The organism is Hymenobacter sp. R533113, from assembly GCF_056835965.1.
The window spans coordinates 1,133,731-1,153,438 of sequence record NZ_JAKWBD010000013.1; the positions used below are offsets into that span (position 1 = coordinate 1,133,731).

Here is a 19,708-nt window from a genome sequence, read left to right on the forward strand (position 1 = left end):
TTAATCATACAAAGTAAGGTACGCTGCCGGCCGCAATTCAACTCACAGATTCTAATATAAAGCAAAAAAGCCCCCTGCACGGTTGGCAGAAGGCTTTTAAAGTACCAGAGACGGGAATCGAACCCGTACGCCTATTCAGCAAGGGTGTTTAAGACCCTAGTGTCTACCAGTTCCACCACTCCGGCATTTACTTTATTCTTCCCCCGGTAGCTGGGGGTTTGTGCGTGGCAATTTGGGCACAATAACTGTAAATTCTCAATTCTATGATCATTATTACGACCATTTAAATGGTGCATTTCCAGCGGGATAGGTTGGCCGTGCCATTCTCGCAAGTGACACTGTTCACACTGGTGAAGCTTTAACCCTTGCTTTATCAGGCGATTACGTAGGGAATAAGTAGAAGTATAGGTAGAGTTTTCCACCAGAATATCAGTGAGCATAAGACTTCGGCCAAAGTTCCGATACCGAGATCCTACATTCCAGCCAATACCAGTGAAGTGGCTTGTATTCAGGCTTAATTTTTTGATACGATTATGCACCGTCTTATAATTGCCCCCCGCCGGTATTAATCCTAACCGCACGATTACCTGCGCTACCGATAAGCTTTGCGCTACTATATCGCTAAAATACGCATCGGTGACTTTGGCTTTCATGCTAGAGCTACTTGCCTCAAATATAGTCTTTTATTTAAAGGAAGGCACGACTTGCATCTACTTATTTATGCCTACCCTTAGTTAAATTCGACCGATAGGCATAAAAAAAGACGCTCCGTTTCGGAAGCGTCTTTTTAATGTGGAGCGGGAGACGAGGTTCGAACTCGCGACCTCGACCTTGGCAAGGTCGCGCTCTACCAACTGAGCTACTCTCGCTTGAGACACGCCGCCGAAGCAGCGAATGGTGCGACAAAAGTACAACGGTTTTCGCTTTTGTCAAGAGGCGGGGCCACATTTTTCTTGATTTAGCGCGCAAAAATGTTGCTTCGTCCTCATTGTCAGGCACTTTTTTTACTTGGTATTTCAATTACCTCACTCACTTGTCTTAATACACCTGGCCCTATTTGCCCCCCAGCGCCAGCTTCAACTCATTTAGCTTCAGCAGCGCTTCAATAGGCGTCAGCGTATTCACATCCAGCTGCTGAATTAATTCGCGCACGCGTTCCAAAGCTGGGTCGGCGGGCTCGAACATACTGAGCTGCAGGCTCGGACGCGGGGCCGTAGCTACGGCAGCTACCGGCTGGGCCCGCGGCCCGCGCTGGGGGCTTTTTCGGGCGCATGGCCGTTGAGGAGCACCACTTTGCCACCCTGCTCTTCGGGCTCCAGGCCGGCTAACAGCTCATCAAACTCCGTGGGAGCATTCGCTTCGCTATCGCCGGCGTGGGCGCGCTCCTGCTCCAGGTGGTGCATGATTTCGTTGGCCCGCAGTACCACCGACGTGGGCATACCCGCCATGCGCGCCACATGAATACCAAAACTGTGCTCCGAGCCACCGGCCACCAGCTTGCGCATAAACAGAATGCGCCCGTCGGCTTCCTTCACGGCCACATTGTAATTGCGCACGCGGGGGCAGTCGTCGGCAAGCTGGTTTAGCTCGTGATAGTGGGTGGCAAACAGCGTTTTAGCCCGCGCCTTTGGGCTGTTATGCAAATGCTCCACGATGGCCCAGGCGATGCTGATCCCATCGTAGGTGCTGGTGCCGCGCCCGATTTCGTCCATGAGCACAAGGCTGCGGTCGGAAAGGTTGTTCAGGATGCTGGCCGTTTCGGTCATCTCCACCATAAAGGTACTTTCGCCTTTGCTGAGGTTGTCAGAAGCACCTACACGGGTGAAAATCTTATCAATGACGCCGATGGTGGCGGCATCGGCGGGTACGAAGGAGCCGATCTGGGCCAGCAAGACAATAAGGGCCGTCTGGCGCAGCAGCGCCGACTTACCTGCCATATTTGGGCCCGTAATGACCACAATCTGCTGGTCGTCCTGATCCAGGCAGATGTCGTTGGGGATGTAGGCTTCGCCGGGGGGCAACTGGCGCTCAATTACCGGGTGGCGGCCTTGGCGGATATCGAGCAGGCTGCCGTCATTCACCGTCGGCTTTACGTAGTTGTACTGGCGCGCGGTGGCCGCAAATGAGGCCAGACAATCAAGGACGCCAATGGCGCGGGCATTCTGCTGAATCTGCGGCACATAGTCGGCGGCGGCTTGCACCAGCTCATTGTAGATATTCTGCTCAATGACGAACAAGCGGTCCTCAGCGTGCAGAATTTTCTCTTCGTAGGTCTTTAGCTCCTCCGTAATGTAGCGCTCGGCATTTACCAGCGTCTGCTTGCGAATCCAGGTAGTGGGCACCTTGTTTTTGTGAGCATTCGATACTTCCAGGTAGTAGCCAAACACCTTATTGTAAGCTACTTTCAGCGACGAGATGCCGGTATTCTGCTGCTCCCGCTGCTGCAGCTGCAACAGGTAGTCTTTGCCCGAAAAAGCAATGCTGCGCAGCTCGTCCAGCTCCTTATCCACGCCGTCGTTCAGCACGTGGCCCTGGTTGGTGAGCACGGGCGCGTCGGGCCGAACTTTGGTGGTAATGTCGGTGCACAGGGTTTCGCAAGGGTTGAGCTGGTCGGCCAGCTTCTGCAGCGCCCGAATACCGGACCCAGCCAGCACGGCGCGAATCGGCCCGATGGCCTCCAGGGCCCGACTGAGTTGAATAAGCTCCCGCGGATTGATGCGCCGCACCGCCACTTTGGAAATCAAGCGCTCCAGGTCATTTATCTGCCGCAGGTGCTGGGTTATTTCGCCCAGCAGATCGGTATTGGCCAGTAGGGCTTCCACCGTATCCAGGCGGCGCTGAATCTGGGCGGCTTCCTTCAGCGGCAGCACCACCCACTTGCGCAGAAGCCGGGCGCCCATTGGCGTCACCGTTTGGTCCAGAATATCAATCAGCGGCACGCCGCCCAAGTGCTGGGGCTGCACCAGCTCTAGGTTGCGCACGGTGAAGCGGTCCAGCCACACGTATTTATCTTCCTCTAAGCGCCCAATGCCGGCGATGTGGCCCACGTTGGTGTGCTTGGTTTCGGCCAGATAGTGCAGAATGCAGCCCGCGGCCGTGATGCCCTCGCGCAGGCCATCGATACCGTAGCCTTTGAGTGAGGTGGTTTTGAAGTGGCGCGTGAGCGTATCGTGGGCGTAATCGAAGCCGAATACCCACTCATCGAGGGCATAGTGGCAGAAGTCGGGGCCGAAATGCTGCTCAAATTCCTGGCGGCTTTTTTTGCAGAACAGCACCTCAGCCGGACCAAAGTTCTGGAGCAGCTTCCCCAGATACGGCACGTCGCCCTGGGCCACCAGAAACTCGCCGGTGCTGATATCGAGGAAGGAAATGCCGGCTTCCTGTTTGCCAAAATGCACCGCGCAGAGATAATTATTGGTTCTGCGGTCCAGCACGTTATCATGAAACGACACGCCGGGCGTTACCAGCTCCGTTACGCCGCGCTTCACCAGGCCCTTAGCTTGCTTGGGGTCTTCGAGCTGGTCGCAGATGGCAACGCGCTGCCCGGCGCGCACCAGCTTAGGCAAATACGTATCAAGCGAATGGTGGGGAAAGCCCGCCAGCGCCACTTCCGACGAGGTTCCGGCGCCGCGCTTGGTGAGCACAATGTCCACGATGCGGCTCGTGGTGACGGCATCCTCGCCGAAGGTTTCGTAAAAATCGCCCACCCGAAACAAAAGCAGCGCACCGGGGTACTGCTGCTTCAGCTGGTAATACTGACGCATAAGGGGCGTCGTTTCGAGGGTCGGCGCCACGGCGGCGTATGCTTCGGAGCGCGGACCTGGGCCTTTTTTGACTTTTGTTTTCAACTGTTTCTGTGCTTTTGGGCCACCCTGGGCCAGCGCGCCGGAACGCGCTGCTACCTTTGCGCTATGCGCAAACTTTCGATGGAAGAGCTGAACCGACTGACGGTGGCAGACTTCAAAAATACGCAAAAAATCCCCCTTACCCTCGTGCTCGATAACGTGCGCAGCCTGCATAATGTGGGCGCCGCCTTCCGGACCGCCGATGCGTTTGCGGTAGAGAAAATCTGGCTCTGCGGCATCACGGGGCGCCCACCCCACCGCGAGATTACCAAGACGGCTTTGGGCAGCACGGAGTCGGTAGCCTGGGAATTTGCCCCCCAGACCACCGATGTGGTGCGCCAACTGCAAGCCGCTGGCTACGTGGTAATTGCCGTGGAACAGACGGATAGCAGCCAGTCGCTCAGCGCTTTCCAGCCTGATCCAACGAAGCCTTATGCGCTGGTAATGGGCAATGAAGTGTTTGGCGTTGAGGATGAGGTATTAGCCCTCTGCGACGCGGCCGTAGAGATTCCGCAGTTCGGCACCAAGCACTCGCTGAATGTATCAGTGGCGGCGGGTGTGGTCCTCTGGGATTTTATGCGGAAGATGGGTTTTGGGAACTAGCCAGACCATCTATAGGTCCTCCTTGTGTGGACATGGATAAATTTGATCCGAACGAACAAACCAGAACGTCATGCAGAGCACCGCGAAGCATCTCGCGTGCTGATGAGAGATCAGTAATCCCACTACCGCGAGCAAGATGCTTCGCGGTGCTCTGCATGACCGCCTTCATCATTGGGGGGCTTTTTCCCGTTCATTAATCCCCTCAGCCTCACAAAAAAGCGGCAGCTCCTATGGGGAGCTGCCGCTTTTTCCAACAAGCAAGTACTTACTTCGTAATCAGCACTTTGCGCATGGCAGCGTCGCCTTCAGTGCCGACACTTACCATGTACATACCCGCCGACAGGGTACTCAGGTCAATTGCTTGCTTGAGGTCGCGCTGAGCACCAACCAGTGGCTGACGCAACACTACCTGGCCCAGATTATTGCGCACAATGATCTGTAACCCGGTGGTGGGCTTGGCAAAGCGAGCCTGCACTGTGAATTTGCCTTCACTCGGGTTAGGATACACGTTCAGGCCGCCGGTCTTTTTCAGCTCGGAAGCCAGGCTGGTGACGGTGTTATCCTGAATGCGCAGGTTGTCGATGGCCCAGCCCCAGCCGTGCGCTCCCGGATCGGCGAAAAGGCGGAAGCGCAGACGCACCACGTCGCCGGCGAGGAAAAGGCCGTTGGCGCGCAGGTTCATAGCGCGCGGGAAGAAGAGCGCCGGCGTACCCACGGCCGTAGAATTGTCCCCCTCGACGCTGCTATTGTATGCGGCAATCCACTCTTCTTGATCACGCGAGTCATAGCCATCGGCCACTGGCTGCCAGGTCCGACCTTCATCCTTACTGCCTTCTACGACTACATAGTCGAAGAACTCGGGGTCGGGGAAAGGAACACCTCTCTTTCCGGGCTCCACCAAGACTACTTCATCGAAGGTAATGGTGGACTTCGCTGGGTCAGCTTCGACGATTATCGGCGTCAGCAACTGATAGATCAGTGTGTTATTATCATCAGGATATGGATGAACAGAATGAATAGCCAGGTCATTGAAGCCAGTTGGCTGAGCGATGGAGAAGCCATTACCTACGAAATCGAGCGGCGTGGTCGTAGTTACGGCGTTAAAATTATTGACGTAAGAGGCCTGGGGGGCTTTTATGCTCACCACGGGCACCCGGTATACGCCATTGGCAGGACTCACGATTTGGTTGGCATTGGAGGAAGCATCGCGGGCTATGAGGCGGTAGGTAATTACATCACCGGCAACAATAGGCGCGCCCGCTGTGCTGGCAATGGAGCCCCGGTACGTAGTAATATTACCAGCCTGACGCGTTAGGTTGAAGCTGAGCCGGGCTACGCCGTTCACGCTGTAATCCACCGATACGGAAGCCACCCCAATGTTATCATCGGCCTGGGCCGTCAGGACCAAAGGCAGTTGATTAGCAAAAATGAATGCGGCCGGCTGATGAACCAGCACCGGCGGCACGACATCGGGGCCAACGAAGAACTGATAGCGCGGCTGCGTATTCGTGGCATCCGTGGCTAACAGCACACCGGGAGCCGTGTAGGTGCGGTTCGTCTCGGCATCAGCGGCGGTGATATAATAGCTCACCCGACGCCCCAAACCCGGATTAGGAATGGTAGCCGTGTACTGCGTGGAGCCGCTGGCGGCCGTCATGGGTAGCTCGGTATCGGTGGCGCCCGGCGCATTGGTGCCATTGTCGACGCGGTAAAACAGGCGCACGGAGCCCGGCACAATGGTACCGTCGCTGACCACATTGGCCCGCACCACGAAGTCCTGGGCGGTTTCGGTGTCTTTTAGAACAGGATCGTGACGAATGGCGGTATTAAACCAGCCCATTTCGTCGAACATTTTCAGCGTAATCGGGCCTGGGTTCTGAATAGCCTCGGCTCTACCAATCTGGGGCGTCATCAGGGAGTTGGGGTCGCCAGCCCGATAAGAAGCCTCATCCAAGTGCGAAATGCTGGAGCCTGGATTAAACTCAGCGGGGGAGAATAGGCGGGCACGCTGATTATTAGTAACAGCATTAACCAAGGGGCTGCCGAAATACAGATCGTTGCTGGTAAATTGGTCAGCAAGGGTCAGGGAAGGACTTGGAAACAGGCTGTTGCCGGCCAGCCGCTGACCCGGACCATTTTCGATGTAGCTGGAAAAAACCCATGGGAAGCCGGGGGTATTGAAGCTTGCTAGTGGTCCCATTGTGGGCGTCGGATCAGTATAGTCGGTACCCGCTACAAAGCCTAAGCCGTGGCCCAGCTCATGTAGTACGACCGTTACCAAGTCATATTTGCCTACAGGTGGCCGGCCATCGAGACCGAGGTACCAATCGAAGGTGCTACTGAACCTGGCGCTGATATCAGGATTTCCACTGTTAAGCTCCCGCCCGGCAACTTTCTCAGCCAAAGCAACCGGATACCATATATTGCTCTTCGGAGCGCCAGGCAGGTTCCGAAAAATCTGGGTGGTACCAGCAGCCCCCAGCACGCCTTCGTCCAGGGCTTCCCAGCGGGCTTCCACTCGAATAACTACCGGCGAAAAGAGGAGTGATTGCCAGATATCGACTGCCTTTTGAAAGGCCGCGCGGGCATCAGCGGGGAAACCAACATAGGTAACCTCAATGCGGGCCCGGTCGGCGGTGGGCCGGCCGGCAGTTCGGTTCAGAAACTGGGCCGGGGGCTCCACGTACGTGTTCATGTTCTCGGGCCGGGCATAGCAGATAACGGGCTTCGCGGGCCGGGACTCCAGCACCAACTCGGCCTGTGACACCAGTTCCTGGGCGCGTGTGGTGCCGAGCGCTCCGCAGGCAAGTAAAGAGAGTAGAAGTAGTTTTTTCACAAATGAGATGGAGGTTGTACTCAGCCAATAAGGTTGTAGATTCTTAAATTTAGAGCATCGCGCTCATTTTTCCGAAAAAATATCCCTTCTTACTCTTCTGCTTTTTTTGGCATCGGCATTTGGGCTGGATTTAGGCTCTTTTTATGATAAAGCTATTTTGTGTGCGGGCGCTGCCCGGTCTGGTTTTGCTCCTGACTATAAGCTGGCTGGCTGCTTGCCGGCCGGTGCAGGCCGCTACCGAGAAGCTCATGCAGCTGGAGCGCACCGCCTGCATGGGGCCCTGCCCCGTTGACCAGATTACGGTGTATTCCGACGGCCGCCTGGAATATAAAGGTGGCGACAATGCAACTCGCCAGGGAGCATATGTGGGCCGCCTGACGGCAGCCGAGCGGAAGCAGCTCATAGCCAAGTTCGACGCCGCTAACTTTTTCGCTTTTCAGGATAGCTACGTGTCCAGCAAGCTCGATTATCCCACCAAGTATATCACCTACTGGAAAGGAGGCAAAAGCAAGCGCATTCGGGATTATGACGGTGCCCCGGCGGCGTTGAAAGCGCTGGAGGCGGAGCTAATCAAATTAATAAAAGCCGACCGCTGGCAGCAAAGTGCTATACCAGCTAAGTAACCAAAATTCATAGCGCACGCCTCGCTGGTTATTTTGGCTTTAACCACCTATACTTCCTCATTTAAGCCACTGGGGGGCTTTTTTTATCATGAGTCAGACTTCTGCCGCCTTTACACCCGCCGACCGCGACGCGGCCATTCTTACCTCGCGCCCGCTGGTGGAAACGGCTTTTTTGCCCCCCACTGCCGACGGGCCCACCGTAGGCGACTTTCTGCACCGCACGCTGCGGCCTGTATTGAAGCTGCAAAATGAGCTGTTGCTGCTCTTGGTGGCCGATTTTATTCAGGAGCACCACATTCCGTTTCTTAACTCGTCAGTGGTGGAGCAGCAGCGGGTGGTGGCTGAGTTGCTCACGCGCAACGTGAAGCTGCGCTACCTGCTGGTAGGCACGGTGGTCGGCTTGTTTACGCAGAGTGAGCTGGCTTTTTACCGCCCGAACCGCGCGGAGCTGAACCGGCGCCTGTTGGAGCTGGCTACTCGGCGGGTGCAGGACCATGTAGCGACCCTGGCGACCCTTCTTGCTGAAGGAACCGTGGCGGGGAAATGAACACCTATTATGAGGCGCTGGAAGTGTCTGAGCAAGCGTCGGCGGCCGATATCCGGCGGGCGTACCGGCGCCTGGTACTCCTCACCCACCCCGACCGCACCCAAGACCCGGCCGCGCACGAGCGTTATCTGGCCGTAAACCGCGCTTACGAAGTACTGAGTTTGCCCGATAAGCGCAAAGCTTATGATGCTCGCTTGTGGGCGCTGCGCAATCCGCCCCCGCCGGTGGTGCCGCGCCCGATTGTTCCCCCACACCCCGACCCGGCTTATCGGGGACCCTGGCCTTTGCCCGTAGTGCCGCGCCGCCCCAAAGGCGACCCTTATGCCGCGCAGTACGCCCGCTATACGCCGGTGGCCAGGCTTATCTGCCGCATCCTGATTGCATTCAGTTTGCTTTTGGTTCTTGATTCTCAATGGATACTTGCGCTGATGAATGAGCCTGTGGTATCTCAAGAATACCATATTTCATACGGTCGCCGAGGTAGCGTATTAGATAGTTATTACCTCACCGAGACACCGCGAGCTTCATTTCGGGGCCAGATACCATATAAGCCAGGTGAAGTATTGACGCTAACGCGAACTGCCATTTTTCGCCAAGTCTTAACGCACCGGCCAGCGTCGGCACCGGTCCACGAAACCATCAACAGTCGAGAGGAAACTTTATACAATTACGGGGCAGCACTTTGTTTCCCCTTTATAATGTGTGTAGCTGCTGTAGTTGGTACTTGGCCTGGTTCAGTACGTCGGCGCACGGTTGATGCAGCCGTTACAGCTATTCTATTTGCCCTTATTACTATTTTCTTTTTGCTACGCACTTGATTGTCAGGAACTATAAAGCTAAAGCCCGGAATGCACACCAAAACGTGTATTCCGGGCTTTAGCTTTATAGTTCTGTGCTTCTAATCGAAGCGCGACTCGCGTAGCTCCACGGGCGGCACTTTCTTGCGCAAGCGCAGATTCAGCAGCTCTACGCCCAGGGAGAAGAACATGGCAAAATAGACGTAGCCCTTCGGAATTTCCTGGTGGAAGGCCTCCATCACCAGCATGATACCGATCATAATGAGGAAGGACAAGGCCAGCATCTTCACCGTCGGGTTTTGGTTTACAAAGTCGCCGATCAGCTTGGCGAAAACCAGCATGATGCCCATGGCGATGATAACCGCCAGAATCATGACCAGCACATTATCCACGAGGCCGACAGCGGTTAGAATCGAGTCGAAGGAGAACACAATGTCGATGAGAATGATCTGGATAATGACGCGGGCAAAGCTGCTGTAGTTACCCGTTTCGTGGTTATCCTCCTCGCCCTGAAGCTTGGTATGAATCTCGGTGGTACTCTTCGCTAACAGGAAAAGCCCCCCAGCAAACAGAATCAGGTCGCGGCCTGATACGCCAAAGTTCGGCTCCAGGAAAGGCAGGTTGAGGGTGAACAGGGGCTCCTTCAGACTGACAATCCAGGTAATACTCAGCAGCAAACCGATGCGAAACAGCAGGGCCAGCATCAGGCCCATGGTACGGCCACGCCCCTGCTGATCTCGGGGCAACCGATTGACAATGATGGAGATAAAGATAATATTATCAATTCCCAGCACCACTTCCATGAAGGTAAGCGTGAGCAGACTGATCCAGGTATTAGGATCGGAGAAAACAGAAATATCGAACATTAAATCACAGATTTTGCAGATTGAAAACGAGATTTCACAGATTCAGTTAAGCGCAGACAAAAGTGCAGATTACGCCGGTATGACTGATGTCCGAATCAGCGAAATTCCGTTTTAATCCGCAAAATCTGTGATCAGCTTTTCATATTCACAAATTGCAGAGGGATGCCTAGCTCGGCACCGCGCAACAGGGCCATTACTTGCTGAAGCTCGTCAATCTTTTTGGAGGCAACACGCACCTGCTCATCCTGGGTTTGCACGTCTACTTTCAGCTTGCTGTCTTTGATGAGCTTACCGATTTTGCGGCTCGTGTCTTTGTCAATGCCGACCCGCACTTTCACCGTTTTCTTGATCAGCGCCCCGGAGGCCTGCTCTTCTTCCGAGAAATCGAGGCAAGTGCCATTGAGACCCTGCTTTACGATGCGCGTCAGCAGAATATCCTCCAGGGACTTCACGCGCATGGAATTTTCGGAGCTCAGCTCAATGGTATTGGCCTTTTTGTCCAGCTCGATGCCGCCCTTGGTATCGCGCAGGTCGTAGCGGGTCTGAAGTTCTTTTTTGGCCGTATTTATCGCATTTTCGAGCGTCTGCGGGTCTACTTTGCTAACAATATCGAAAGAAGGCATTGGTAGGGATTGAGGAGTGGAGTAATCTGTACGTCAGAGCGGCAGTCTGGGTGACGCAGGCGCCAAAGGTAGGCGTTTGCCAACGTTCGTGCACAGTGGTGCTCTATGCCGGGCGCTCAAATTTGCCCCCCAGCTAGCGCTGGTTTCCGCTATCTTGTCTTGACTTAGCAGCAAACATGGCTGGAGGGCAAGTTCACTCAGCCACAGCATGTACGCGCCGCTTTTTGACTTTTTGCCACTATGCTAATCCGTCAGCCCAGCACCACCGCCGACTTTGCCGCCTACTATGCCCTGCGCTACCAGGTATTACGCCAGCCCTGGCAGCAGCCTCCCGGCTCAGAGCGCGCCGACGACGATGAGGCTCCTACCACACGCCACGCTATGGCCGTAACCGATGATGGGAGGGCCATCGGGGTGGCCCGCCTGCACCCGTCCGGGCCGGGCCAGGCGCAGATTCGTGCCATGGCCGTGCACCCCAACTGGCACGGCCGCGGCGTAGGGCAACAGCTAATGACGTATCTGGAGGAATACGCAGCCAATCAAGGCTTTACGGAGTGTATTCTCCACGCCCGCGAGTCGGCAGTCGCGTTTTATCAGAAGCTGAATTATGAAATGGTGGCACCTTCCCATACGCTATTCGGTGTAATCCCACACTTTCTGATGCGTAAGTCGCTTACCAAATAGATATTCGCAGTGGGTTAAAGCCCCTATTTTCTATTGCATCTCGCCTTTAGAAATCGTCAGCGGCCAATAGGTATCATTGGGGGGCTTTTTCAGAAGGACCCGTATCTTTTCAGCTACTATGGAACCTACTCAGAACGTTGCCACGCTACTAGCGCTGTACAATCAAATCAACAACTACGGCCGCACCAATGGCATGGAGCTGAGCCTGACGAGGCCCGGCGAAGTGCTTTATACCATGAGGGTGCGCGAAGATCATCTGTCCTCGCCCGGCACCTGCCACGGCGGCGTGCTGGCCGGCTTAATGGATGCGGCGTTGGGCGCCGCCGCGCTCAGTCTGGCTTTCACGGCCAGCGAGTTAGTCTCTACGGTCGAGTTTAAGATAAATTACCTTCTTCCCGTTCGCCTCCACGACCACCTGCTAGCGCGCGGCCACGTAGAGCACTCCGGCAAAACCCTTATTGTCGCCAGCGCTGATATTTATTGCGCCACCCGCGAAATTGTAGTGGCCCGTGGCCTCGGCACTTTCAACCGCTACCCCGCCGACAAGCGCGACTTCCACGAGCTGCTGTTTCCGAAAGAGGAGTAATGAGATTACTGCGCCGATTAGTGTAGCAACTATTAGTTGCAAGGCGGTCATGCAGAGCACAGCGAAGCATATCGCGTGCTGACGTACGTTGCCAAGGTAACTGTCATGCTGGATCTAGCGTCCGCTTGTCGAGGCATCTCTTTCGCTTCGTTGCAATGGCATTGATTACTACTCAGTAGAGATGCTTCGACTCCGCTCAGCATGACGTTCTAAAAATTTTGGCGGCTTCCTAAATACAGCTTCTTTGCAAAAAAGCCCCCCACAGTCATGCGGGAGGCTTTTTTGCAAAGAAATTCGGCCCTCACGCTCTTGTTGTGAGAGCGTGAGGGCCGAAAGTGAAGGGTCGCCGAACCACAAGTTGGAGCTAGAGCGGAATAGAATAGTTTATAAGTGCTCCGGGGTGTTGGCCGCCTCGTGCTCTTCGTTTTCGGTCTCGTCGTCGTATCCGTCGCCTTCCTGTGGGGGCTGCACTTTCCGCACGTTGCGGGCGCAGTCCTCGTCGCGGTGGTTGCGGCCCACGGTGAACTCAACCCAGTCGCCCTCGTGCAGGTCGTTGAAGTCGCCTTCCGACATATCCGCGTAGCTGAAGAAGAGGTTGTTAGGGGGCATTACCACGAAGCCAAACCCGTTTTTGAGGTTCTTAATGGTGCTCATACCTACCGTACCTACCGGGCCGGCGGCCGTAGGGCCGGTTGGGCGCGCAGGCTTCACAATGGGGAAAGGAGCAGGCTCGGGCTGAGTCACGAACAGATTTTCGATCAATTCGTCGTTGCTGGCAAGGCCGGCGTCAATCACGTCGTGCATGGCAATGGGGTACGTGGCGTGCTCCAATAGCTGCTGGGAAGCGCGCGTTACGCGGTTTTCGCCTTTGAAATCCACGTACTTGAAGTCCCAGTTCAGCAGCATCACGCGGGTGCCGATGGTGTTGAGCTTCTTGATCAGGGGAGCGTAGTCGCTGTCGCCGGCGATGAGCACTAGCACATCGAAGCTTTTGTGCAGCGCTAGTTCCAGGGCTTCCAGGGCCAACCATACATCAATGCCTTTTTCCTGCAAACGGCCATCGCGGGTTTTCAGCGGCATGTAGTGCGTAGTTACGCCCAAGTGCATCAGAATATCGTCGAGCAGACGGTCGTGGAAAAGGCGGTCTTTATCGCGGGCTTCGGTAGCGCTCAGGCGGCCCCGAAAAAAGTGCGAGTCGGTCACCTGGCTCAGGCGCACGTCTACGTCTTCTTCTTCGGCTACTTGGTGGCGTATATACTCGTGTAGGCCCTCCAGGCTGATACGAGCCTTACGCTCATGCTGGAAGTAGTAGTAATCACTGATTTTCAGGAAATAATTGCCGTCGTAGAAGACGCCTATCCGAATCAGAGGGCTATTCATCTGGTTCATACTAAATAAATTTTTGTGCGCAAGTGAGGTGTGAAATAGGAGCGGGTAAATAAGTTCGGCAGGGTAATCAGGAGGTAAGAAATGGCCCGGCCAAAGATACAAAGCACGCTGCTCGCACTACTTGGAATAGTTAAAGCATTACTTGAGTACCAGGTTGCTGGATGAGCCAATCGCCACAAATTACTGCGGGGGCGACGCTAATAAAACAGCTCGAAAAAAGAGTAGGTTAACAAAACTAAAAGTAGAAAGCCGGCAGGCGCTGCAGGGATTGCAGTATAACTAACTGATTTAATATAAATGTAATATTAAATAAAATATATTTAATGCTACGTAGTTTACCCCAGATAATTTGCTTACTGGTTTCTTTCTGCTTGCGAAGCTAAGTTCATCATTTTAAGAATACAAACTTTTGGTGCTGCATCTTTTTGTCCAACAATCTTTTTTTAGTACCTACGTGATATACGTAGTAACTATTTCGTCGTTGCTTGAGCTTATTACTGCTTATATTCAGTAGTCTTGATAAGCTACTAAAACTGCAACCGCCCAACTATCAACCCCAGGACCAATAATGCGTAGCCGGCGCAAATGGCCACCTCCAGCACATTGCCCGTAGCCGAACCAGTAGAGATAAGCGGAAGCTTCAGGCTGGTATCAGAGAATGGCAGAAACCAGCGCACACCTTGCTTGGTAAGCGAATCGGCCAGCAAATGGGAGAGGTAGCCGGCACCCGCGAAGTGCGCCACGCCGTGCCAGCCCAGCGCCTGATTAGCCAAGTAGCCAATGTAGGTCCAGAGGATGGTGGCCCAAATGGTATGTGTCCAGGAACGATGACTGGTGAAGGGCGCCACGGATACGAAGATTCCCAGCAAACTCAGCCACAGAAACTCAAAGTACAAACCAGCCAGTACGGTGAGCACGCCGGTAAACAGCAGCGCCAGCTTCCGCACGGAGCCGCCTTGCATAGCCAGGCCCAGCAAGCCAAAAGCCAGCGCGGCCGTGAAGCCCATGCGCCGGTCGGGGCCAATGGGAAGCAGAAAATGAGTGTAGGCGGCCAGGCCGGCGCCAGCGGCAGCAAAGGCCCAGCGCACATAATTGTGGGAGAAACCCAGCCGCTTGCTCAGGCGGCTTTCGGGGTGGTCGAGGTCGGGGGCCAGGGAGGAGAAGCCGGCCAGGGCAATACCGGCGGGCGAGAAGGGAATACCGGGCACCAGGCCGGCAATAGCCACGCCCGTAATCAGGCCGATGGCCAGGTGAGATGAACCGCGCACTTTATGAATTTTAGCAGAACAGGAAGGCGAAGATACCGGCGCGGGCGGCTGCTTCGGTCTGGGGGGCTTTTTAGGAGGCTTTTTTCAAGACAATATCTTCCAGCACCCGCAGGCGCTTGTCGAAGTCCACAAACTCGGTGACTTTCTGCTCGACGTTGGCTAAGCGTTTATCAATCTGCTTTACAGAATCACGGGTTTCGATGAGATGTTCGGTTAAAGTACCTATCAGCTTACTCATGGTATCAGCCAAGCGGTCGGTGTTATCGCGCATTTCTTGCCTGAATGTTTCTCTAAGTAATTGCATCTCCTCGCGGTCTTCTTGCCGGTCCGCCCGCATCTCCTGCCGCATCTGCTGCATCTCGATCAGGATTTCGGATACCACCAGGGGCAGATCTTTATTCTTATCGTCCATAAACGTAGTATTCGCTAATCTTCTGCCTTGGTTACACCACAACGAATATACGCGGCCTGGCCGGAAACTTTCGGCCCGCTGGCGTGGTATTGCCTAACGCGCAGTAGCCCGACCGGAAAACCATCCGGCCGGGCTTCTACCTTTGCCTCCCTCCTAGCCTTCTCTGTCTTTTGAAAGTCACCGACTTCCTCCAGCTATACCGCCTCGACCCCACTGTAATGACCGTGGCGGCCCGCCTGAATCCGGCCACCGCCCGGTCGCTGCGCGCTACGGGTGAGCCCGCGCCCGATGGGCCGCCCCGCCTGCATCTGCGCGGGCTGGTCGGGAGCCAGGATGCGGTGCTGGCCGCCGCCGCGCACACGCTCTACCCCGAGCAGCATCACCTGTATGTGCTGCACGATAAAGATGAGGCCAGCTACTTCCTGGCCGACTTGCAGCACCTGCTGCCCGAGGCCGACCCGCTCATCTTCCCCAGCTCATATAAGCGCCCCTACCAGTTCGACGAGACGGAAAACGCCAATGTGCTCATGCGGGCCGAGGTGCTCAACCGCCTCAGCAGCAGCCGCAGTGGCGCCGTAGTAAGCGCCAATGGCAAAGCTTCCAAAGCGGAGGTGCGTGGCGAGCTGATTGTGACTTATCCGGAGGCGCTGTTTGAGAAAGTTATCAACAAGAAAAGCCTGATTGCCAACACTTTCCTGGTGAAAGTGGGCGAGAAGCTGGATGTCAACTTTATCAGCGAGATGCTGGCAGAGTACGACTTCGAGCGAACGGACTTTGTGTACGAGGCCGGCCAGTTTGCCGTGCGCGGCGGCATCGTGGATATTTTCAGCTACGCCAACGAGCTGCCCTACCGCATTGAGCTGTTCGGGGACGAGGTGGAGACTATTCGGACATTTAATCCGGAGACGCAGCTGTCGGTGGAGCAGAAGCCGCAGGTGAGCATCATCCCCAATGTGCAAACCAAGCTGTTGCAGGAAACCCGGGAGGCTTTTCTGGACTTTATGCCGCGCAATACGGCCCTCTGGATCAAGGACGTGCGCCAGACCATCGACATTGTGAGCGAGTCGTTTGAAAAGGCCGACCAGGGATTCCAGGAGATGCTGCAATCGGCGGGTGGCATGCAGATTGTGAGTCGGCCGGAAGACTTGTTTGAGTCGGGCAAGTCGTTTAAGAAGCTGCTGGAGAACTTCGCTGTGGTGGAGTTTGGCAAGCGATTTAGCTTTAAAAACGGCGAGGATTTTCAGTTTGCGGCCCGGCCTCAGCCGAGCTTCAATAAGGACTTTGAGCGCCTCGTCAAAAACCTGCGCGAAAACCAGCAGAAGGGCTTTACCTGCATTATTGCGGCCGACTCGGTGCGGCAGGCCGACCGGCTGCGTACCATCTTTGACGAGCTCGATAATAATGTGACTTTTCAGCACATGCTGCTGGCCTTGCGCGAGGGCTTCATTGATGAAGTCCTCAACCTGACCGTATACACCGACCACCAGCTGTTTGAGCGATTTTACCGGGCTCAGGAAGCGCGCAAGTTTTCCAAGAAAAAGGCGCTGACCCTCAAGGAGCTACGCACGCTTTCGCCTGGCGATTACGTGACCCACCAGGACTACGGCATCGCGCGCTTCGCGGGCCTTACCCAGGTGGAGATAAACGGGCACTTGCAGGAGGCCATCCGGCTGGTGTACCGCGACGACGATGTGCTAACCGTCAGCATTCACGCCCTGCACAAGATTGCCAAGTACTCGGGAGCTGAGGGCACGCCGCCCACCATGAGCAAGCTGGGCTCGCCGGAGTGGGAGAATAAGAAGAAGTCGGTAAAGAAGAAGGTAAAGGACATTGCCGCCGAGCTGATCCGGCTGTACGCCAAGCGCAAAACGGCCCCCGGCCACGCTTTTGCCAAGGATAGCTTCATGCAGGCCGAGCTGGAATCGAGCTTTATCTACGAAGACACGCCCGACCAGGCCAAGGCCACCGAGGACGTGAAGCGCGACATGGAAGTGCCTCACCCCATGGACCGCCTCATCTGCGGCGACGTAGGTTTTGGCAAGACCGAAATTGCCATCCGGGCCGCCTTCAAGGCCGTAGCCGACGGCAAGCAGGCCGCCATTTTGGTCCCCACCACCATTCTGGCCATGCAGCACTACAAAACCTTCCGCGAGCGGCTCTCGAACCTGCCCGTGACGGTGGAGTACGTGAACCGCTTCAAGAGTACCAAGCAGATAAAAGAAACCCTGGCCCGCGTGGCCGACGGCAAAACCGATATTCTCATCGGCACCCACCGGCTCACCAATAAAGACATCAAGTTCAAGGACTTAGGCTTGCTCATTATTGACGAAGAGCAGAAGTTTGGGGTCAAAACCAAGGACAAGCTCAAGGAGCTGAAGATAAACGTGGATACGCTCACGCTCTCGGCTACGCCCATTCCGCGCACCCTGCACTTCTCGCTTATGGGTGCCCGCGACCTGAGCGTGATTGCCACGCCGCCGCCCAACCGCCAGCCCGTGCAAACGGAGCTGCACGTATTCGACGAGCTGCTGATTCGCGACGCGGTGGCCCGCGAAATCAAGCGTGGGGGGCAAATTTTCCTGGTGCACAACCGCGTGAAGGACATTGAGGAAATGGCCGCCATGGTACTGCGCCTCGTGCCCGACGCCCGCATCACCTACATCCACGGGCAGATGGAGGGCGACCTGCTGGAGAAGCGCATGATGAAGTTTATCGACGGCGAGTACGACGTGCTGGTGAGCACCAACCTGATCGAGTCGGGCCTTGATATTCCCAATGCCAACACCATCATTATCAACCGCGCCCACCTCTTTGGCCTGAGCGATTTGCACCAGATGCGGGGCCGCGTGGGGCGCTCCAACAAGAAGGCCTTCTGCTACCTGCTCACCCCGCCGGTGGCCACGCTGCCCTCCGACGCCCGCAAGCGCCTGAGCACCCTGGAAGAATTCTCGGACCTGGGCGCGGGCTTCAACGTGGCCATGCGCGACCTCGACATTCGCGGGGCCGGCAACCTGCTGGGGGGCGAACAGAGCGGTTTTATCAATGATCTGGGCTTCGAAACCTACCACCAGATCCTCGACGACGCGGTGACGGAGCTCAAGGAAACCGAGTTCCGCGACCTGTTTTTGGGCGATACCACCGGCCGCCTCCAGGAAGCGGCCGGCACCAAAGGCCCCAAGGAGTGCAACATCGAGACAGATTTGCAAATCCTGATTCCGGATAGCTACGTGAGCAGCGTATCGGAGCGCTTGCAGCTGTACTCCAAGCTGGATAGGGTGAAAGGCCCCGAGGAGCTGCGCAAAATCGTGGCCGGCATCGTGGACCGCTTTGGCCCGCTGCCGCCCGAGGTGGAGCAACTGGCCGACATCGTGCGCCTGCGCTGGCAGGCCTGCCACGTGGGCTTCGAGAAGCTGACATTGAAGAAGAACCTGCTGAAAGGCTACATCCCGGCCGCCGACAACGAGGCCTACTTCCAGGGCGACACCTTCGGTACCATCCTCAATTACGTGCAAACCCACCCGAGCACCGCCTCCCTGAAGGAGCGCAAGGAGCAGCTCATCGTCAGCATCGAGGAGGTGAAAAGCGTGCAGGCCGCCAAGCGGATTCTCAGTGAGTTGGGTAGTGAGGAAAAGGTGGGCGTGTAGCGCGCAGCCTTTGCTTCGCACCTTCCGAAAAGCTTTATCTTCGCTTACCCCTATTTATAAATATAACGCCACCAATGGATCACAACGAACGGTTCAACCAGCTGGAAAGCCTCATGGCCGATATGCTTCGTCGCATGGACCAGTTTAATACTGCTTTGCAACACACCAATCAGGTTATGGATAGCATAGTGGAAGTGATAAAAATAGCCGACCAACGATCTGAAAAGGTGGAGGAAATTCTGTTGCGCCACGACGAGCGGTTTCGGCGGTCTGAAGAGCGCCAGGATGCCACCCTACGCCTGCTCATGCAGCAGTCCGAAAACCTGGCCGCGTCATTCCGTGCCCTGGAGTCGCACGACGGCCGCATCCAGAAGCTCGAAGACAATAGAGCCGCGTAAGAAATGCCCCCGGACCCATGCTAACGAAGTCCATTAAAGCCATTCGTACTGCTGACGACCATCAGCAAGCCATTAACCGCATCCAAGAGTTGTGGGATGCTAATGCCGACCCCGAAAAAGAGGAACTAGAAATTCTCTTTGCCCTTGTGACCGCCTACGAAAGCAAGTACCATCCTATTCCAAAGCCCGATCCTATTGAAGCTATCAAGTTTCGTATGGAGCAGTTGGGCATGACGAACGCCGCTTTGGCTCAATACCTGGGTTACAAGAGTCGGGTTTCAGAAATCCTCTCTGGTAAACGCGGCCTGACGGTGAAGATGATGCAAGTGCTGCATCATAAACTGGGTATTCCTGCTGAGTCGTTATTGGCTCTGCCCCAAGCCGCGTAGCTTCCGTCCCTCCTTCTTCAACTACGTGCTGCAAACCCACCCGAGCACGGCCTCCCTGAAGGAGCGCAAGGAGCAGCTCATCGTCAGCATTGAGGAGGTGAAAAGCGTGCAGGCCGCCAAGTGGATTTTAAGTGAGTTGGGGAGTGAGGAGAAGGTGGGTGTGCAGGAGAATATTGCCTAATATAATTAGCAATTTCC

General features: G+C 55.6%; 18 protein-coding genes and 2 tRNA genes. 10 read left to right on the forward strand and 10 right to left on the reverse strand.

What is annotated here, in order from left to right:
- Positions 1-102: 102 nt before the first annotated feature.
- The 4 genes from MKZ35_RS14150 to mutS form a co-directional block, all read right to left on the reverse strand.
- Positions 103-185, reverse strand: a tRNA-Leu gene (locus tag MKZ35_RS14150).
- A 608-nt stretch (positions 186-793) separates the two neighbouring features.
- A tRNA-Gly gene (locus MKZ35_RS14155) sits at positions 794-869 on the reverse strand.
- A 184-nt stretch (positions 870-1,053) separates the two neighbouring features.
- The gene (locus MKZ35_RS14160; protein WP_482513884.1) at positions 1,054-1,185 is read right to left on the reverse strand and encodes a hypothetical protein; all 132 of its coding nucleotides are present in this window, start codon (positions 1,183-1,185) and stop codon (positions 1,054-1,056) included.
- A 41-nt stretch (positions 1,186-1,226) separates the two neighbouring features.
- The gene (gene mutS, locus MKZ35_RS14165; RefSeq protein WP_482514753.1) at positions 1,227-3,764 is read right to left on the reverse strand and encodes a DNA mismatch repair protein MutS; all 2,538 of its coding nucleotides are present in this window, start codon (positions 3,762-3,764) and stop codon (positions 1,227-1,229) included.
- Positions 3,765-3,911: 147 nt separating this feature from the next.
- Between mutS and MKZ35_RS14170 the strand changes: the two genes are divergently transcribed.
- Positions 3,912-4,448 carry an RNA methyltransferase gene (locus MKZ35_RS14170; protein WP_133271541.1) on the forward strand — a complete coding sequence of 179 codons (537 nt, stop codon included), beginning with the start codon at positions 3,912-3,914 and terminating at the stop codon, positions 4,446-4,448.
- Between the two features lie 265 nt (positions 4,449-4,713).
- Here the strand turns inward: MKZ35_RS14170 and MKZ35_RS14175 are convergent, their stop codons facing one another.
- Positions 4,714-7,284: a T9SS type A sorting domain-containing protein gene (locus tag MKZ35_RS14175; RefSeq protein WP_482513885.1), complete on the reverse strand. Its 2,571-nt coding sequence runs from the start codon at positions 7,282-7,284 to the stop codon at positions 4,714-4,716.
- Positions 7,285-7,427: 143 nt separating this feature from the next.
- Here MKZ35_RS14175 and MKZ35_RS14180 point away from each other — a divergent pair, with 143 nt between their 5' ends.
- From MKZ35_RS14180 to MKZ35_RS14190, 3 genes are all read left to right on the forward strand, one after another.
- The gene (locus tag MKZ35_RS14180) at positions 7,428-7,907 is read left to right on the forward strand and encodes a DUF6438 domain-containing protein (protein WP_482513886.1); all 480 of its coding nucleotides are present in this window, start codon (positions 7,428-7,430) and stop codon (positions 7,905-7,907) included.
- 88 nt (positions 7,908-7,995) lie between these two features.
- The gene (locus MKZ35_RS14185; RefSeq protein WP_482513887.1) at positions 7,996-8,454 is read left to right on the forward strand and encodes a hypothetical protein; all 459 of its coding nucleotides are present in this window, start codon (positions 7,996-7,998) and stop codon (positions 8,452-8,454) included.
- The gene (locus tag MKZ35_RS14190; protein WP_482513888.1) at positions 8,451-9,272 is read left to right on the forward strand and encodes a J domain-containing protein; all 822 of its coding nucleotides are present in this window, start codon (positions 8,451-8,453) and stop codon (positions 9,270-9,272) included. The genes MKZ35_RS14185 and MKZ35_RS14190 overlap by 4 nt, the downstream gene beginning before the upstream one ends.
- A gap of 80 nt (positions 9,273-9,352) precedes the next feature.
- On the opposite strand, the gene MKZ35_RS14195 is transcribed toward MKZ35_RS14190, so the two are convergent.
- Positions 9,353-10,117: a TerC family protein gene (locus tag MKZ35_RS14195; RefSeq protein WP_482513889.1), complete on the reverse strand. Its 765-nt coding sequence runs from the start codon at positions 10,115-10,117 to the stop codon at positions 9,353-9,355.
- Positions 10,118-10,248: 131 nt separating this feature from the next.
- Positions 10,249-10,740 (reverse strand): YajQ family cyclic di-GMP-binding protein, encoded by a 492-nt coding sequence (locus tag MKZ35_RS14200; RefSeq protein ID WP_482513890.1) that lies wholly within the window; start codon positions 10,738-10,740, stop codon positions 10,249-10,251.
- 240 nt (positions 10,741-10,980) lie between these two features.
- On the opposite strand from MKZ35_RS14200, the gene MKZ35_RS14205 reads away from it, so the two are divergent.
- Together MKZ35_RS14205 and MKZ35_RS14210 are read left to right on the forward strand one after the other, a co-directional pair.
- Positions 10,981-11,424 (forward strand): GNAT family N-acetyltransferase, encoded by a 444-nt coding sequence (locus MKZ35_RS14205; RefSeq protein ID WP_482513891.1) that lies wholly within the window; start codon positions 10,981-10,983, stop codon positions 11,422-11,424.
- A 118-nt stretch (positions 11,425-11,542) separates the two neighbouring features.
- Positions 11,543-12,010 (forward strand): PaaI family thioesterase, encoded by a 468-nt coding sequence (locus tag MKZ35_RS14210; protein WP_482513892.1) that lies wholly within the window; start codon positions 11,543-11,545, stop codon positions 12,008-12,010.
- 384 nt (positions 12,011-12,394) lie between these two features.
- Here MKZ35_RS14210 and MKZ35_RS14215 read toward each other — a convergent pair whose 3' ends face one another.
- The 3 genes from MKZ35_RS14215 to MKZ35_RS14225 all read right to left on the reverse strand — a co-directional run bounded on the left by MKZ35_RS14215 (position 12,395) and on the right by MKZ35_RS14225 (position 15,079).
- The gene (locus MKZ35_RS14215) at positions 12,395-13,390 is read right to left on the reverse strand and encodes an NYN domain-containing protein (RefSeq protein ID WP_482513893.1); all 996 of its coding nucleotides are present in this window, start codon (positions 13,388-13,390) and stop codon (positions 12,395-12,397) included.
- 536 nt (positions 13,391-13,926) lie between these two features.
- The gene (locus MKZ35_RS14220) at positions 13,927-14,667 is read right to left on the reverse strand and encodes a metal-dependent hydrolase (RefSeq protein WP_482513894.1); all 741 of its coding nucleotides are present in this window, start codon (positions 14,665-14,667) and stop codon (positions 13,927-13,929) included.
- 70 nt (positions 14,668-14,737) lie between these two features.
- Positions 14,738-15,079, reverse strand: a complete 342-nt coding sequence (locus tag MKZ35_RS14225) for a hypothetical protein (protein WP_482513895.1) — start codon at positions 15,077-15,079, stop codon at positions 14,738-14,740.
- Between the two features lie 170 nt (positions 15,080-15,249).
- Here MKZ35_RS14225 and mfd point away from each other — a divergent pair, with 170 nt between their 5' ends.
- The 4 genes from mfd (at position 15,250) to MKZ35_RS14245 (ending at position 19,691) form a co-directional block, all read left to right on the forward strand.
- On the forward strand, positions 15,250-18,723 hold the full coding sequence (mfd, locus tag MKZ35_RS14230) for a transcription-repair coupling factor (protein WP_482513896.1): 3,474 nt from the start codon (positions 15,250-15,252) through the stop codon (positions 18,721-18,723).
- Between the two features lie 74 nt (positions 18,724-18,797).
- On the forward strand, positions 18,798-19,121 hold the full coding sequence (locus MKZ35_RS14235) for a hypothetical protein (RefSeq protein ID WP_482513897.1): 324 nt from the start codon (positions 18,798-18,800) through the stop codon (positions 19,119-19,121).
- Between the two features lie 17 nt (positions 19,122-19,138).
- The gene (locus MKZ35_RS14240; RefSeq protein ID WP_482513898.1) at positions 19,139-19,510 is read left to right on the forward strand and encodes a helix-turn-helix domain-containing protein; all 372 of its coding nucleotides are present in this window, start codon (positions 19,139-19,141) and stop codon (positions 19,508-19,510) included.
- A gap of 25 nt (positions 19,511-19,535) precedes the next feature.
- On the forward strand, positions 19,536-19,691 hold the full coding sequence (locus MKZ35_RS14245) for a hypothetical protein (protein WP_482513899.1): 156 nt from the start codon (positions 19,536-19,538) through the stop codon (positions 19,689-19,691).
- Positions 19,692-19,708: the final 17 nt, after the last annotated feature.

Bases quoted from the DNA above. Each gene is read 5' to 3' on its own strand.
- MKZ35_RS14205 (WP_482513891.1), top strand. From the start codon at position 10,981: ATGCTAATCCGTCAGCCCAGCACCACCGCCGACTTTGCCGCCTACTAT.
- MKZ35_RS14210 (WP_482513892.1), top strand. From the start codon at position 11,543: ATGGAACCTACTCAGAACGTTGCCACGCTACTAGCGCTGTACAATCAA.
- MKZ35_RS14195 (WP_482513889.1), bottom strand. From the start codon at position 10,117: ATGTTCGATATTTCTGTTTTCTCCGATCCTAATACCTGGATCAGTCTG.
- MKZ35_RS14160 (WP_482513884.1), bottom strand. From the start codon at position 1,185: ATGTTCGAGCCCGCCGACCCAGCTTTGGAACGCGTGCGCGAATTAATT.
- MKZ35_RS14225 (WP_482513895.1), bottom strand. From the start codon at position 15,079: ATGGACGATAAGAATAAAGATCTGCCCCTGGTGGTATCCGAAATCCTG.
- MKZ35_RS14170 (WP_133271541.1), top strand. From the start codon at position 3,912: ATGCGCAAACTTTCGATGGAAGAGCTGAACCGACTGACGGTGGCAGAC.
- MKZ35_RS14185 (WP_482513887.1), top strand. From the start codon at position 7,996: ATGAGTCAGACTTCTGCCGCCTTTACACCCGCCGACCGCGACGCGGCC.
- MKZ35_RS14200 (WP_482513890.1), bottom strand. From the start codon at position 10,740: ATGCCTTCTTTCGATATTGTTAGCAAAGTAGACCCGCAGACGCTCGAA.
- MKZ35_RS14235 (WP_482513897.1), top strand. From the start codon at position 18,798: ATGGATCACAACGAACGGTTCAACCAGCTGGAAAGCCTCATGGCCGAT.
- MKZ35_RS14180 (WP_482513886.1), top strand. From the start codon at position 7,428: ATGATAAAGCTATTTTGTGTGCGGGCGCTGCCCGGTCTGGTTTTGCTC.
- MKZ35_RS14215 (WP_482513893.1), bottom strand. From the start codon at position 13,390: ATGAATAGCCCTCTGATTCGGATAGGCGTCTTCTACGACGGCAATTAT.
- MKZ35_RS14240 (WP_482513898.1), top strand. From the start codon at position 19,139: ATGCTAACGAAGTCCATTAAAGCCATTCGTACTGCTGACGACCATCAG.
- mutS (WP_482514753.1), bottom strand. From the start codon at position 3,764: ATGCGTCAGTATTACCAGCTGAAGCAGCAGTACCCCGGTGCGCTGCTT.
- MKZ35_RS14190 (WP_482513888.1), top strand. From the start codon at position 8,451: ATGAACACCTATTATGAGGCGCTGGAAGTGTCTGAGCAAGCGTCGGCG.